17 protein-coding genes and 1 tRNA gene are annotated in these 15,114 nt (G+C 36.0%); 5 read left to right on the forward strand and 13 right to left on the reverse strand.

Going from position 1 to position 15,114, the window contains the following annotated elements; all coding sequences use genetic code 11:
• Window positions 1–153: 153 nt before the first annotated feature.
• Both AWW73_RS14125 and AWW73_RS14130 read left to right on the forward strand, forming a co-directional pair.
• Complete coding sequence (locus tag AWW73_RS14125) at window positions 154–1,014, forward strand: siderophore-interacting protein (protein ID WP_062849970.1); 861 nt, start codon at window positions 154–156, stop codon at window positions 1,012–1,014.
• 189 nt (window positions 1,015–1,203) lie between these two features.
• Window positions 1,204–1,890: a pirin family protein gene (locus AWW73_RS14130; protein ID WP_062849971.1), complete on the forward strand. Its 687-nt coding sequence runs from the start codon at window positions 1,204–1,206 to the stop codon at window positions 1,888–1,890.
• Window positions 1,891–1,905: 15 nt separating this feature from the next.
• Here the strand turns inward: AWW73_RS14130 and AWW73_RS19235 are convergent, their stop codons facing one another.
• Together AWW73_RS19235 and AWW73_RS14135 are read right to left on the reverse strand one after the other, a co-directional pair.
• Window positions 1,906–2,058, reverse strand: coding sequence for a histidine kinase (locus AWW73_RS19235; RefSeq protein ID WP_240491657.1), 153 nt, complete (start codon window positions 2,056–2,058; stop codon window positions 1,906–1,908).
• Window positions 2,059–2,268: 210 nt separating this feature from the next.
• Window positions 2,269–2,892: a helix-turn-helix transcriptional regulator gene (locus tag AWW73_RS14135; RefSeq protein WP_062849972.1), complete on the reverse strand. Its 624-nt coding sequence runs from the start codon at window positions 2,890–2,892 to the stop codon at window positions 2,269–2,271.
• A gap of 254 nt (window positions 2,893–3,146) precedes the next feature.
• Here AWW73_RS14135 and AWW73_RS14140 point away from each other — a divergent pair, with 254 nt between their 5' ends.
• Window positions 3,147–4,115: a threo-3-hydroxy-L-aspartate ammonia-lyase gene (locus AWW73_RS14140; protein ID WP_062849973.1), complete on the forward strand. Its 969-nt coding sequence runs from the start codon at window positions 3,147–3,149 to the stop codon at window positions 4,113–4,115.
• Between the two features lie 197 nt (window positions 4,116–4,312).
• Here the strand turns inward: AWW73_RS14140 and AWW73_RS14145 are convergent, their stop codons facing one another.
• A complete protein-coding gene (locus AWW73_RS14145) occupies window positions 4,313–5,272 on the reverse strand; it encodes a GlxA family transcriptional regulator (protein ID WP_062849974.1) in 960 nt (319 codons plus the stop codon).
• Between the two features lie 135 nt (window positions 5,273–5,407).
• On the opposite strand from AWW73_RS14145, the gene AWW73_RS14150 reads away from it, so the two are divergent.
• On the forward strand, window positions 5,408–6,289 hold the full coding sequence (locus tag AWW73_RS14150) for an MBL fold metallo-hydrolase (RefSeq protein WP_062849975.1): 882 nt from the start codon (window positions 5,408–5,410) through the stop codon (window positions 6,287–6,289).
• A gap of 114 nt (window positions 6,290–6,403) precedes the next feature.
• Here the strand turns inward: AWW73_RS14150 and AWW73_RS14155 are convergent, their stop codons facing one another.
• From AWW73_RS14155 to efp, 10 genes are all read right to left on the reverse strand, one after another.
• Window positions 6,404–6,958 (reverse strand): TetR/AcrR family transcriptional regulator, encoded by a 555-nt coding sequence (locus tag AWW73_RS14155; protein WP_062849976.1) that lies wholly within the window; start codon window positions 6,956–6,958, stop codon window positions 6,404–6,406.
• 763 nt (window positions 6,959–7,721) lie between these two features.
• Window positions 7,722–7,928 (reverse strand): hypothetical protein, encoded by a 207-nt coding sequence (locus AWW73_RS14160; RefSeq protein ID WP_004643550.1) that lies wholly within the window; start codon window positions 7,926–7,928, stop codon window positions 7,722–7,724.
• Window positions 7,929–7,996: 68 nt separating this feature from the next.
• Window positions 7,997–8,224, reverse strand: coding sequence for a hypothetical protein (locus tag AWW73_RS14165; protein WP_003650533.1), 228 nt, complete (start codon window positions 8,222–8,224; stop codon window positions 7,997–7,999).
• 101 nt (window positions 8,225–8,325) lie between these two features.
• Complete coding sequence (locus tag AWW73_RS14170) at window positions 8,326–8,541, reverse strand: cold-shock protein (protein ID WP_003650532.1); 216 nt, start codon at window positions 8,539–8,541, stop codon at window positions 8,326–8,328.
• A gap of 524 nt (window positions 8,542–9,065) precedes the next feature.
• The gene (locus tag AWW73_RS14175; RefSeq protein ID WP_062849977.1) at window positions 9,066–9,533 is read right to left on the reverse strand and encodes a DMT family transporter; all 468 of its coding nucleotides are present in this window, start codon (window positions 9,531–9,533) and stop codon (window positions 9,066–9,068) included.
• Window positions 9,520–10,251, reverse strand: a complete 732-nt coding sequence (locus tag AWW73_RS14180) for a DUF3865 domain-containing protein (RefSeq protein WP_062849978.1) — start codon at window positions 10,249–10,251, stop codon at window positions 9,520–9,522. Before AWW73_RS14180 ends, AWW73_RS14175 begins: the two co-directional genes overlap by 14 nt.
• A 389-nt stretch (window positions 10,252–10,640) precedes the next feature.
• Window positions 10,641–10,717, reverse strand: a tRNA-Val gene (locus AWW73_RS14185).
• A gap of 166 nt (window positions 10,718–10,883) precedes the next feature.
• Window positions 10,884–11,189: a YbdD/YjiX family protein gene (locus AWW73_RS14190; protein ID WP_002118393.1), complete on the reverse strand. Its 306-nt coding sequence runs from the start codon at window positions 11,187–11,189 to the stop codon at window positions 10,884–10,886.
• Complete coding sequence (locus tag AWW73_RS14195; protein WP_031948990.1) at window positions 11,186–13,285, reverse strand: carbon starvation CstA family protein; 2,100 nt, start codon at window positions 13,283–13,285, stop codon at window positions 11,186–11,188. Before AWW73_RS14195 ends, AWW73_RS14190 begins: the two co-directional genes overlap by 4 nt.
• Window positions 13,286–13,451: 166 nt before the next feature.
• Entirely contained in the window at window positions 13,452–14,021 is a 570-nt protein-coding gene (gene efp, locus AWW73_RS14200) for an elongation factor P (RefSeq protein ID WP_002118666.1), read from the reverse strand.
• A gap of 73 nt (window positions 14,022–14,094) precedes the next feature.
• Here efp and epmB point away from each other — a divergent pair, with 73 nt between their 5' ends.
• On the forward strand, window positions 14,095–15,111 hold the full coding sequence (gene epmB / locus AWW73_RS14205) for an EF-P beta-lysylation protein EpmB (protein ID WP_057106448.1): 1,017 nt from the start codon (window positions 14,095–14,097) through the stop codon (window positions 15,109–15,111).
• Window positions 15,112–15,114 lie beyond the last annotated feature (3 nt).

A 15,114-nucleotide genomic window follows, 5' to 3' on the forward strand; every position in this document is an offset into this window, starting at 1 on the left:
TCTCATAGAAGTCTATAATTGTGATCTAAAAACCATAATTAATAATGATTATTATTTACATTTAGAGCTAACTTGGTTATCGTAATGAATAGAGAGACTACATCTATATCAATTATTACGCTCTATAGTAATCATGAAGCTTAGGTTATATGTATGACAAAAATTGCAGAAAAATCGAAACAAGAATATGGCGACTTATTAAAAGAAAAAGACCATTTACAAGATATGGAACAACTTGAGATGACCATCGTCTCGATCCATACGCCATATCCGTCCATTGTAAGAATTCAAGGAAAAATCAACATATTACAGCCAGAGCTTTGGCAAGCTCCCAATTTGGCAATTCGATTAATTGTGAGCAATCCGCCAGAGGGACAACCCATCTCACGCGTCTATACAGTCCGTTCGTTCAATCCTATAAACGCTCAAATCGAAATTGATTTTGTTAAACATGAAGATTTAAGCCCAGCAATGGAATGGCTTAGTTCGACTCAAGTGGGTACAAAAATCGGGCTTATTGGCCCCCGCCCTCATTTCATTCCCAATTTCATACATAAAAAACATGTGGTCATGTTTGCCGACGATACGGCTGTACCCGCGTTATATTCAATACTGAATGAATGGGAAAATGGCGTAAGTGCTGATATTTTTATTGAAAGTTTTGAAAAAGATATTGCTAGCCAATTACCCCATCATGACCATGTCAAAATTCATTCGTTCCATAAAGAACATCACACGCCACAAAAAGGTCTTCTTTTAAAAGCAGCATTTGCGCTAAAAACTTATGACAATATTACGATTTGGGCAGCCTGCGAACGCAAAGAAGCCAGAGCTTTACGCCAGTTTTTTCTAGAAGATAAACAGTTTAATAAAAATGACGTGCGTATTGCTGGCTATTGGAGAGATGGCGTATCAAGTTCAGAACTAGACATACTCCGTGCTCAACATTATCAAAAACATATTCAGCAAGGTAAGACTTTGAATGAATATGATGACCTTGATCTAGCAAATTAAGATCAACAATCATTTGAATAAAACCTGCTTTGTGCAGGTTTTTTTATGAGTCAACATACATCTATAAATATGAAACTATACGACCATATCAATTATGCAACGACATGTTGCAGTTAACCTATTTTTTAGCCCCACATAGAACATTAAGATATTTCTCAAGAGATAAATAAAAATTTGGGAGATTAGATCATGAATGCTTATCTACATCGTAGTGAAGATCGAGGTCATGTAAAAGCAGGTTGGTTAGAGTCTTATCACAGCTTTTCATTTGGTAGCTGGTACGACCCTAAATATATGGGTGTAAGCGCTCTACGTGTAATTAATGACGACCAGATTGATGCACATAATGGTTTTGGTACGCACTCCCATGACAACATGGAAATCTTAACTTGTGTGCTAGATGGTGCAATTTCACACCGTGACACCATGGGAAATGAAGGCCAGATTAAAGCGGGTGAATGGCAACTCATGAGTGCCGGCACAGGTGTTGCCCACAGTGAAATCAACAACACTGATACGCCTGTACATTTACTACAAATCTGGATTATTCCTGATGAAAGAGATGCTGAGCCAAATTACCAGCAAATTAATCTTGACCCGCGTAAAGATCCAAACAAATGGCATTTAATTGCAGGGTCTGACGCAAATGCACCCATGCATATTCGCCAAAATGCAGAAGTAAAATCTGCCGTATTGGAAAAAGGACATGAGTTAACTGTTGATACAGTTAAAAAAGTGAACTATGTGCACTTAATTTCAGGTGTAGTTCGCATTGGTGATCAAGAAGTTAAAGCAGGCGATGCTTTAGTTTTTGAAGATAAAGCGACAATTCACGCAACTGAAGACAGTCAATTTATCTGGTTCGATTTACCTTAAATCATCAAAAGCCCTTTACCTTAAAGGGCTTTTTTTAATCTCCCCCGCCACCGCCGCCATCACATCCTCCTGAATCTGAAGATGACGTTGAACAGTCAGAACTAGAGTTATGATGATGACTCGAACTATTATCGTGAAAATGATGTGTTGAAGCAGATGAATGATCATGCTCACCAGATGGTGAGTAATTTTTTAAATTTCTGAGTAGTGCGATTAAACAAATGAGCCCAATACTAGAAAAAATGACTATGAATATAATAATAAATAACTTCAAATAACGACCTCCTAGATCAAGCTATAGAGATGCTTGTTGTGTTCCCATTTATTATATGAGTCATGTTTAATAAACAAGTTGTTTTTGATAGATAAGAATAAACCTTAAGTTTCCTTTACATACAAATAAGCACTTGCTCTGGATATACCTAAATGTTGTGCAACCGTCTCCACAGCCTTTTTAATATCTAACAAACCATTATTCTTTAACTCATGGATTAATTGTTTTCGCTCATTGAGTTTTAACATGCGCGGTGTAGTGGCATGTTTTGAAGCAAATAGATCGATATACCTTCGAATTGCTTCTGTACCATTCGGTTCTAAATTTTCAATAATGTTATCAGTTTCAATTTTAGTAAACTGATCTAAAGCGCTTTGCATTCCTCTAAATAGAGTTAAATCAATATTCATACATAAAGCGGCCACATACTGGCCTTCTTCATCTTTAATACCAATAGAAGTACTTTTTGCAGGGCGACCATCAGCAAACTGGTTTGCATAGTTTGAAATAAGATTTGGAAACTCTGGAGACATAATTCTAGCCAGCCCTAATTCAGTCGCTGGATCTCCAATTTTCCGGCCTGATAAATTATTGTGTATTGAGAGTATGGCGTGCTCAGGATTTGTTAAGTCATGGACAACAACTTCACAAAAAGGAAATAGCGTTTCACTTAACCCCTTCGCGATAGTATCTATTTGAGTGAGTAAATGTTTATCACGATTGCCCAATTTATTTCCTCCTAATGACTTAATCACTATTTCAAACCTAGAGTAAAGGATGTAAACAACAATTTAGACTTTTTATCTAATTTTAAACTTAATGTAAATCAAAATCTTATATCTCATTGTTATCACATTAGAAATAAAATTAGACATTTTATCTAAAAATATATATTTTATCTAAACAAGGTCAATATATTGAGTGTTCCTTGCGAAATAGGAAATCTTGCATCTAAAAACATTGAATAGAATTAGGTTTGATTATGAAAAATTTAACCCTTCCCACTTATGAAGATGTAGCAGCCGCTGCTGAACGTATAAAAGGTTTTGTAAATAAGACTCCTGTTTTAACTTCACGTACTGTTAACAATGAATTTGAAGCAGAAGTATTCTTTAAATGTGAGAATTTTCAACGTGTTGGTGCTTTTAAATTTCGTGGTGCAATGAATGCGCTTTTGCAATTTAATGACACTCAAAAAAAAGCTGGTGTGGTTGCTTTCTCTTCGGGAAATCATGCACAAGCGATTGCACTTTCAGCAAAAACTCTTGGTATTCCAGCCATAATCGTTATGCCCCAAGATGCTCCTGCTGCAAAGATGGCAGCAACGCGAGAATACGGCGGTGATATTGTTGAATTTGACCGCTATACGGAAGATCGGGAAAAAATTGGAAAAGAAATAGCTGAAAAAAATGGTCTAACCTTAATTCCATCTTATGACCATCCGCATGTAATTGCGGGTCAAGGAACGGTAGCAAAAGAGTTATTTGAAGAAGTTGGTGAATTAGATTACCTGTTTGTATGTTTAGGTGGTGGCGGTTTATTAGCTGGGTCTGCCCTTTCTGCTCGCCATCTCTCTCCTAACTGTAAAATATATGGTGTTGAACCTGCTCTAGGAAATGATGGACAAATATCTTTTAGAAAAGGAGAAATTGTTCATATTGATACACCTCAAACAATTGCAGATGGTGCTCAAACACAGTATTTAGGCAAATTAACATTTCCTATTATTCAAAAGAATGTAGATGACATTTTGACTGTAAAAGACGAAGAACTGGTCACTTCTATGAAGTTCTTTGCTGAAAGAATGAAGATGGTAGTTGAACCGACAGGCTGTCTCGGATTTGCTGCTGCACGTAATTTAAAACATGAATTAAAAGGCAAACGTATAGGCATCATTATTAGTGGTGGAAACGTTGATATTTCTAAATATGTAGAGTTTTTATCAGCTTAATAAAAATCGATATCTATCTATGATGTCAGCTAAAACGTCATAGATAGACTTTCAATATGCATATGTCTCTAGACTTAGTCGCGTTTTAATTTAAATAAACTTTTGGAGATGGTGATGAGATTTATTTCTGAGTCTGAATCTTCTGCTCTCATCAATCATGAAAACTGTTGTATCCCTGTGACAGAATAAGAGAATAATTATTTTTCATCAATATTGCCGAAAGCTTTTCTCCACGCATTAGGACTTGTGCCATATTTTTCACGGAAATTCTTTCTAAACATAACCGTATTATTGAAACCAGAAAGTTCTGTTATTTGTTCAATAGACAATTTTGTTGTTTCCAATAACACACAGCTATACCTAATTCTTTCCGCATTAAGCCATTCTACCAAGCTCATACCAGTCGCTTTTTTAAAATGCCGTGTAAATGTTCTGCGTGTCATATGTGCTTTTTCAGCTAACGCTTCAATACTATGCTGCTGAGCTAAATTTTTTCTTAAAAAATCGAGTAAGACATTAATTTGTGCATCCTGACTTGAACTCGCCACAGGTTGTTCAATGAATTGAGCCTGTCCCCCTTCTCGGTGTGGAGGAATGACCATTACCCTAGATACCTTATTCGCAATTTGTGCATTATATATTTCACGAACTAAGTATAGACAACAGTCAAGAGCGGCTCCTGTACCAGCAGATGTAATAATTCTCTGGTCTTCCACATAAAGGGCATCTGAATCCAGCCTAATATCTGGAAATCTTTCGTTAAAATCTTGTTCCGCCAACCAGTGTGTAGTCGCTTTTTTATCTTTTAATAAACCTGCATATGCTAATGCATAAGTGCCGTAGCATAGACCAACAAGTTTACTTCCTCTTTTATATGCATACTGAAGGCTTTTAATCAGAGAATCTTCTGGTCTATGATTAAAGTCATCCCAACCAGGAATAACAACAAGATCAAATTCTGGGATTAGTTCTATTCCTCCATCAGGAATAATGATCATTGACTGTTCTGTTTTTACAGGTTGTCCATCAATTGAAAATATTTTTAACTTAAATAAGCTCTTATCTTCAATTTTTATATTGAAAATAATATGTGGAATAGAGAAGTGAAATGGATTTATATTGGGATAAACAAATAATCCAATCACTGGTATTGCCATACAAATTCTTCCACTATGAAAAATATAAATATAGCATTTTGTCCTAATAGTTTCGATAGTTGTCCTTAAGGACAATTTTTTATGTTTATCTCTTTGCTCATAATTCCAATATCAGTAAATCATTTGGAATTAGATATGAAAAAAATCTTAAATAGTTCTCTTATCGCTATGACTTTAGCAACGGCTTCATTCAATTTATATGCGAATGAAAATGTCCAAAGAGATACGTCAAAGATAACTCACCTACAAGAAATTCGTAATGCAACAGTAAAAATTACGTATGCAGATACAACTTTTTTAGTTGATCCGATGTTTGCAAAAAAAGGTTTTTATGAAGGGTTCCCACATACTTACCGTAGCTACTTACGAAATCCATTGGTAGATTTGCCGATTAAACCTGAAACAATTTTGGAAGGGGTCGATGCCATTATTGTAACGCACACTCATTTAGACCATTGGGATGATGCGGCACAAGCGGCTATACCAAAGAATATGCCTGTTTTCGTACAAAACGAACAAGATCAAAAGACCATTCAGTCTCAAGGTTTTAAAGATGTACGCATCTTAACGCAAACTACATTTGAAGGTATCAAACTAACAAAAATCGGTGGTCAACATGGTACTGATGAGATGTACCGCAATACTAAGCTAGGAGCTGCTTTAGGCGAAGCTATGGGCATGGTTTTTGAAGCAGCAGGTCATGAAAATATTTATGTTGCTGGTGATACCGTTTGGCGTCCAGAAGTTGATCAAGCTATAGAAAAATTCAAGCCCGAAGTGATTGTATTAAATACAGGGAATGCATTGATGGAGGGATACAAAGAATCAATTATCATGGGCAAAGAAGATACTTATCACGCCACTCAAAAAGCACCTAAAGCTAAAATTGTTGCCGTTCATATGGATGCTATTAACCATATGTCTGTATCACGTGCCCAGCTTTCAAAATATGTAAAACAAAAAGGTATTCAAGATAAAGTCTTAATTCCTTTAGATGGTGAAACACTCTCTTTTTAAGTTTTACAAATTTAGTTAAACACATATTAACGCCCTGAATTATCAGGGCTTTAATATAAATCACCACCACGACAAATAAATTTTCCAAACGATTTAACTCAATACCCCGTTGCACTAACTAAACTGGATTAAAAAATACTCAAGCAATCTCTCCCGTTCATCTGGTTTGTTTGGATCTAAAAGCTGTACCATTGCCCCATCAATCGTAAACAAAAACATGTGCGCATCTTGTTTTGAAGCATTTTCGTTGGTGGTCAAAAGCAAATGATAGATTTCATTAATTAACCAGTTTCGATATTCAACGACCACCTGATACGCCTTTGGATGGGTTTTCGCAATTTCAAAAATAGCTTTAAATGGCAAATGATAGAGTCCGTCTAAATCTGCATGTAAAAAGTAAAGTTTGCGAAGCTTTTCAAACAGCGTTAAATCTTTTTGAACATAGATAATTGAAAGCACCTCATGTTTAAGCCCATCTTTTTGAAAGGTTAGACTCATTTCAATAAGCCGCTCTTTTGAATGGAAATAATTATAAAAAGTTGCTTTTGAAGTTTTTGAAGATTCAAGAATGCGGTCCACTCCGACTTTATGAAAACCGTAGTTATTAAAAAGATATCGGGATGTGTGAAGCACACTTAAAGCACGAAACGGAAGATCTGAATGGGGCATATTTTTACCGTTATAAATTCTTATTGTTTCTAAACGAGATACTTTTTTGGGAGAAAAAAGGCATAGCAAAGCCGTAAGACTGTGCTTGGCACATCTCAAGTTTTATTGTTGATGCAAGTTTTTTTGAGCCGTAATGACTTAAAGCCTGAAAACCCTAAAGATCATCAAGCTGCTTTAAATTTTTAAGTTGTGTCGTTATAGCTTTTGGCAGTCGCTGCCAAGAAATTAAGAATGTGCAAAGCCAACTCCTTTTTATAGGGAGTTCTGCCAGAGCATTAATTAAGAATTATGGTGGCAGAACGAAAGAGGGTTGACAGACTGGCTCAAGACCCAGCACGCACAAAGGCGTCCCCCTTCCGTCCTACCGCAACAAAAGGGAGACGAACGGGTTTACATCAAAAAAACGAATTTTTTCAATGTACTTGAGCGCGGCCTGTCAAAGCCGGCTGGCAATGTGGCCAGCAGGCAAAGGATAAGCTTCACATTTATTGCAGTCAAGCACACAAAATGACATTTGTTTTAAATTAGATCATTAAAAAGTAAGGTTAAATAATAAATAAGTTATTGTTAAATTGGGGTTTATAAAGTTGCGGAATTTTGAGATATAAGGGTTTAGGAAACTAGAAATGCGCTAGTGCGGCTTCCACCACCTGCGCTTTATTATTTGTTTAATTGAGTATTTGCAATGTGCCCTAGAGCCATGAAGGTTTCTATTTTTAAAAAGAACGCTATCCTGCCGCGTGAAATGTACGGCGTTGATAGATTAATTTATTTTATCAATTTTAAAAATTTTACCACTTAGGGTACTTTGAAAAAACATCTCAAAACCCGGTCGTATATCTTCGCCTTCAACTGTAATGTATTTTAAATTAGAAAAACATTGAGTATTAGCGAAATAATTATCTACTGTTGCCTGAATGACGTATTTAATTCCAAACTGGTCTTTGACACTGATATTTTGTTTAAGCATGACGATATCCTAATAAAATTATGGCAGAAATAATGGACCCACCTAAATATCCAATAGCAAACTGAGTTTTAACTAACTCTATAATCTAATTTAAATAGTTGATTTATAGACGCATAAAAGGTACGCCCATCTAAATTTAAATCAACTTCAATTCCAGAGGAAAGAAGAACTCTTTTACCAACTTCAACAGTTTTAAAACCTTCACGTGTATTTTGTATTCTATTTAGAGGAATTAAAGACACTAAAATTTCTGTACCATTTTTAGATTTTGCAATTAAATCATTTATTTTTAACAATTTATATCCTAACTTAAAATTTACTTATAATCTTAAAACAACTTTAAAATCAATTTAAAAAGCACTCGTGAGTGCTTTTATTTATGAGTGCTTATAATTATTTATAGAGCAACAATATTTACAGCATTTGGGCCTTTTTGGCCTTGTGCCACACTGAATTCAACACGTTGACCTTCAGCAAGAGTTCTGAAACCTGAGTTAGCGATTTCGCTAAAATGAGCAAAAACGTCTGGTCCTGATTCTGGTTGGATAAAACCGAAACCTTTAGCTTCGTTAAACCACTTAACAGTACCTTTCATGATATTTGAATTAGACATAATACATCCTAGTTTTTTTAAAAATTTAAACCATTTTATTGGTTATGAATAACATCGAAATAATAAAGAATGGAGCTGAAAATCTGAAAAAAACGAAGGATTATGACTAATACTGCGGTACTTAGAGAAGATTTACCAAACATGACTTTTTCTAGTTATGTTCACTATAATACGAAAAATAAAATTAATCAAGTTTTCTAATATATATATTTATTTTATTTATAAAATAGGTGATGTTCTGGATTCAAAGTGTTGATAAGCGAGTAGTGCTCATTGCAGGTAGGCAAAGGATGGTGCTCTACCCTTTTGCAGTCAAGTAAATGACATTTGCTTTAAATTAGATCATTAAAAAGTAAGGATAAATAATGAATAAGTGATTGTTAAAGTGGGGGTTATAAAGGTGGGGGTTTTGAGGAATATAGCTCTATCTTTCAGTCTATGATCTTTATAAAACTAAAGCTATAAAGCCATGAGATGGCTATATCAGTTTATATAAAGCAATAAAAAAACCGCAAAAGCGGCTTTTAATTTGATATCTTTCGATATTCATTATAAAGCATAATAAGTCCACCAATTAAAATGAAACCTAACCCTAATAGTTTTAAACCATCTAACTTTCGTATTTGCACTCCAAGTAGACCAGTACTATCAATAATTGTTGCAAAAAGCATTTGCCCTAAAAAAACCCAAAGAAGAGTACTCGTTGCTCCTATTTTAGGTGCTGCGATAAACATACAAAGTATGTAAAGCGAACCTAAAAAACCAGACATCCACATCCACCAACTGGCATTTTGATAAGATGGGGGTTTAATACCGCCATCTATTAATAATGCAATGATAAGAGAAGCAATAGCTCCACCTATATAAAGATAAAAGGTAGATTGTATTTGGGTTGCTCCACTAGTATTTCTAAAGGCATTTACTATTGCCAGTTGTAGAGGGACAATTAATCCACCTAATATACTAATAAACACATAACTAATATTTTGCATTCTTAACCTCTAAGTATAAACTACTCCAAAATTCATCGAGAAGTTCAAGAAACTTATTAAAGCCAATCATGAATTTTTCTTTTTTAGAATCAGTATCAATTATTGACCATATTGTTCTGTTCAAATCCTCGGCATGCCGAGCTTCAGTTCCATCTAAATGAATATCATAAAAATATGAAACATCTATCCATTTTTCGTCTGAAAATAAACTTTTATTTTGTTCTGCACCTTTAACAAGTAGTTCTAACTGAGGTAAAGCATGAATTTCCTGAGCAAGAGCAGCACCTAACATAATATAAAGATCACTATTAAAAAGTTTTTCAGACTCATCTTTTAAGATCATTGTTGTCTGCAAACCTTTCCCATATTTTAGTTCTTTTTTATACACAACTTGACTATAAGAATTTATAGATTTAGTAAAAAGATAAGCATGGGATTGCCCATCATCCAATCCCTTTTCCTCTGCAATATTCAATTCGAAAGCTTCAATAATTTTTAGAATATTATCATCTAAATTATTATCTTCTTCCTTTTTTAGTTTTAAGATATTACAGCCTAAATCCAGTCGATAAGCTGTAGGCCCTAGCCAATGTCTAAGATTATTAACAAGAATATTGTATTGTGTATAACTATATTCATTACTATTACTAGACCAATTAAGAAGGCATTCATTTTGCGCAACTTTTTTTGCTATTATTTGTAAGTCACTATAATTCATAAATTTTCCTCATTCTTCTAAGAAAGATAATAATTTCTATTTATTTAAATATAAAATAATATTTAAACACATATATTATTTTAAAAAATTATTTCATTTATATGTCACTTTAATTTATTTTTGATTCAATATGTATTTATCATTCATTGCACCAAAATAATGCAAATATTATTTCCAATATTTTATTGGTGTAGCTTTAATTAAAAATTAAAAAATCACTAAATATTTAAAAATAATTAATTTTTCAAATTATATATATTTATATTACTGTCTTAAATTAGTGATATAAAATATGAATTTATTAAACCAATAAAAAAAGCCCTAAACTATTATAATTTAGGGCTTTTTACGTCATGTAAAGCTATTCGAGTTTATATGACTTTAAATCTTGGTAGGTATATCCAGACTCGAACTGGAGACCTCTACGATGTCAACGTAGCGCTCTAACCAACTGAGCTATACACCTAGAATGGAAAGCATAATATTCATTTTTCAAAAGCAAAACAAGTGATTTTCAATTGAAAAAAATACAAATGAACAGACTTTAAGCAAACTCTTTTTCATTTTCAAAAAAGAAAAACGGTACATGGTTTAACCACATACCGTTTCTTTAGCTGACTATTAATCTCAACTTAACAAGGGCATTTCTTTAAATTGCCACCTGCCGATGGATATCTCGAATCAACACAATGACGGTAGAAAGTCTTCGCATCCATTGGGGTTAAATCAGGATGGTGAGCTTTCATGTGCTCCAGATAAGTTTGATAATCTGGAACCCCAACCATCAGTCGAAAGCTTTGCTGCAAACGCTGCCACAAGGTTGCAATGCGCGACCAGTTCTTTGGAGAAAGTAATAGCTCTTTTTGTGAGAGCACCGTCATTTTGATGATTTTCGCAATAATGACAGTTCCATTTTTTGCAAATTTAAAATTCATCATGACTCTCCTCGTGGGGTTACCACTTCTGGGTCCGCATATACAGCTGGTGCTTCATGAGCAGTTGGTGTCGGGCTTGCTAATGCACGGCGCACAATACCAATTGCAGCAATCACCATCACAATCGCAACGATCATAAAGAAGCCACAAAGCGCAGCGTTGATTTGATTTGACATCACAATCGTCTGCATTTCTTCAAGTGTTTTTGCTGGTTTTAATATCTCACCACGAGCAATCGCATCTGAAAATCTATTCGCTTGCGCTAAGAAACCAATCTTTGGATTTTCGTGGAAAATCTTTTGCCAGCCAGCAGTCATACAGGTAATGAACAAGAAAATGGTTGGGAAAATCGTTACCCATACATATTTTTCTTTTTTCATTTTAAACAGAATAACTGTACCCAAAATGAGCGCCATTGAAGCCAACATCTGGTTACCCACACCAAATAAAGGCCAGAGTGAATTGACACCGCCTAACGGATCAATCACACCTTGATAGACGAAGAAGCCCCATCCACCTACCGCAACAGCAGTACCTAGCAAATTACCAAAGAATGAGCTTGAAGATTTAACCGCAGGAATAACAATACCCACAGTGTCTTGCACCATGAAACGACAAGCACGAGTACCCGCATCTACAGCAGTTAAAATGAATAATGCTTCGAATAAAATCGCAAAGTGGTACCAGAACGCCATCATGGCACGGCTATTAAAAATTTCCGAAATGATATGTGCCATACCAATCGCAAAGGTTGGCGCACCACCTGTACGTGAAAGAATCGAGCTTTCACCCACTTCTTGAGCCAACACAGTTAACATTTCAGGGGTAACGACAAAGCCTAAATTACGCACAGCTTCTGCCGCTGATTCTACAGTTGTACCAATTACAGCCGCAGGAGCATTAATTGCAAAGTACACGCCAGGGTCTAAGACAGTTGCACAGATCATCGCCATAATACCGACGAAAGATTCCATGAGCATGCCGCCATAGCCAATCACGCGAATATCAGCTTCGTTATTCACGAGTTTTGGTGTTGTACCACTTGATACAAGTGCGTGGAAACCAGAAATAGCACCACAGGCAATAGTAATAAATAGGAATGGAAATAAGCTACCAGAGAATACAGGACCAGTACCATCAATAAAATGAGTCACTGCCGGCATTTTCAATTCAGGTAATGCAATCACAATACCCACAGCCAAGCCAAGAATGACACCAATTTTAAGGAAGGTTGATAGATAATCACGTGGTGCTAACAATAACCAGACAGGTAAAACTGATGCAATAAATCCATAAATGATTAAGCACCATGTGAGCTGTGTACCTGTTAAAGTGAAAAATTCACCCCAGTAAGGATCTGCTGCAACATGTCCACCATAAACAATGGCAAGCATCATTAAGACGAAGCCAATAATTGAAACTTCGGCAATACGTCCCGGGCGAATAAAACGCATGTAAACGCCCATAAACAATGCAATTGGAATCGTCGCTGCAATACTGAAAACACCCCATGGACTATGGGCAAGTGCTTTCACCACAACTAATGCCAGTACCGCAAGGATAATAATCATTACACCCAGCGCACCGAGCATAACAACAATCCCGGCAAAAGAACCGAGTTCCTGTTTTGCCATTTCACCAAGTGAGCGACCGTCTCGACGTGTTGAAATAAATAAAACTAAAAAGTCTTGTACCGCACCTGCCAGTACCACACCGACCAGTAACCAGATCGTTCCGGGTAAAAAGCCCATTTGTGCAGCCAAAATTGGTCCAACTAACGGCCCCGCTCCTGCAATTGCAGCAAAGTGGTGACCAAAAAGCACATATTTATTGGTGGGAACATAATCCAGACCATCGGCTAAACGATGCGCTGGGGTTAAACGTCTTGGGTTTAATTCAAATACTTTAGTTGCAATAAATAGACTATAAAATCGATATGCGATGCTATATACACATGCTGCAGCGAGTACAAGCCAAACCGCATTGACATGTTCACCACGGCTGAGTGCCAGCATCCCAAAAGAAATTGCACCTATTATTGCCACTAGGCTCCAGACCAGCTTGGAGGGAAGCGTAGATTTCGCTTGCATTGTGTCCATTCTTAACCTCTCAATAAATAACTACAGCATTTTTATATTGTTATGTACTGTTTTCTAACAAATCCTTGTGACTGTACTCCTCCTTTAATTTTTTTCCTCTTATACTTTCGCATAAAAAAAGGGATGATTTACATCATCCCTTCGATAATAGTGTATTTTTTAACTATTATGCACGCTCTAAATAATCGCCAGTACGAGTATCTACACGAACGCTTTCTTCTTGCTGAACAAATAACGGAACACGAACAACCGCACCTGTTTCAAGCTTAGCTGGTTTACCGCCGCCGCCAGATGTATCACCACGTACGCCCGGATCAGTTTCAACAATTTTCAATACAACGAAGTTCGGTGGGCTTACTGTTAAAGGTACGCCGTTGAACAACATAATTGTACATTTTTCATTTGAATCGTCTTTTAACCATTTAGCAGCATCGCCCATTGCAATTTTGTCTGCAGCGATTTGCTCAAAAGATACAGGATCCATGAAGTTCCACATTTCACCATCGTTGTATAAGTATTCCATTTCAACTTCAACGATGTCAGCTGCTTCTAAAGAATCACCTGATTTGAAAGTTTTTTCTAATACTTTACCGGTTTTAAGGTTACGTAATTTTACACGGTTGAACGCTTGACCTTTACCTGGTTTTACATATTCGTTTTCCATGATTGAACATGGGTTACCATCAAGCATAACCTTAAGGCCTGCTTTGAAATCATTTGTAGAATAATAGGCCATGAAAGGCACACTCCAAACTTAACAAGTCAACTATGCGATATAATGCGTTGTTGCATTATCTTAATCGTGTCAAATGATAAACTATTTATACCAAGAGCAAAACTGGCAATCTCAACTGAGTGACCTTATTACTGATCCTTCTGAATTGCTAAGCCTACTCGAGTTATCCTCAGAACAGCTATTATCGGGTGCGATTCTGGCTTCTGAAAAGTTTAAATTGCGTGTTCCTCGCGCGTTCGTCGGAAAAATGAACGCTAAAAACCCGCTTGACCCGCTTTTGCTACAAGTATTACCTCATCATTTAGAACTCGAAGAACATCCTGAGTTTGTGACTGACCCATTAGGCGAAGAAGCAGCAAATCAATTACCGGGTGTATTGCATAAATATAAATCACGCTTTTTACTCACTTTGACTGGTGCTTGCGCCGTACATTGCCGTTATTGCTTCCGTCGCCATTTCCCCTATCAAGAAAATTTGCCAAAAAATGAAGACTGGCTAAATATTAAAAATTATATTGAAGCAAACCCAAACATTAATGAGATCATTTTAAGTGGTGGTGACCCGCTTACGCTTTCTAACCGTAAATTGGCACTTTGGTTAGAACGCCTATCATCTCTCAAACAAATCCAGATTCTGAGAATTCATTCACGAGTCCCCATTGTTATTCCTAACCGAATCGACGAAGAGCTAATTTCTTTATTAAAAAACAGTAGGCTGCGTATAGTTCTGGTGGTACACTCAAATCACGCTTCTGAACTCGATGACTTTACTTGTTCAAAATTGTTGCAGTTATCTGACCATCACATTACTGTACTGAATCAGGCAGTATTGCTGAAAGGTGTGAATGATTCTGCACAGACCTTAGTTGATTTAAGTTATCGTTTATTTGAAGCTCGCGTTATGCCTTATTACTTACATGTTTTAGATAAAGTAAAAGGTGCACAACATTTTGATTTAGAATCATCCAAGATAGATGAGATCTATCGTGACGTGTTAGCGAACCTACCGGGGTATTTGGTTCCTAAACTCGTCAGGGAAATTGCGGGCGAAAAGAATAAAACACCGCTTTTTGGGGCTACAACTTTTTGAGTT

The sequence above is a fragment of the Acinetobacter lactucae genome (genome assembly GCF_001605885.1).
Taxonomy (GTDB): domain Bacteria; phylum Pseudomonadota; class Gammaproteobacteria; order Pseudomonadales; family Moraxellaceae; genus Acinetobacter; species Acinetobacter lactucae.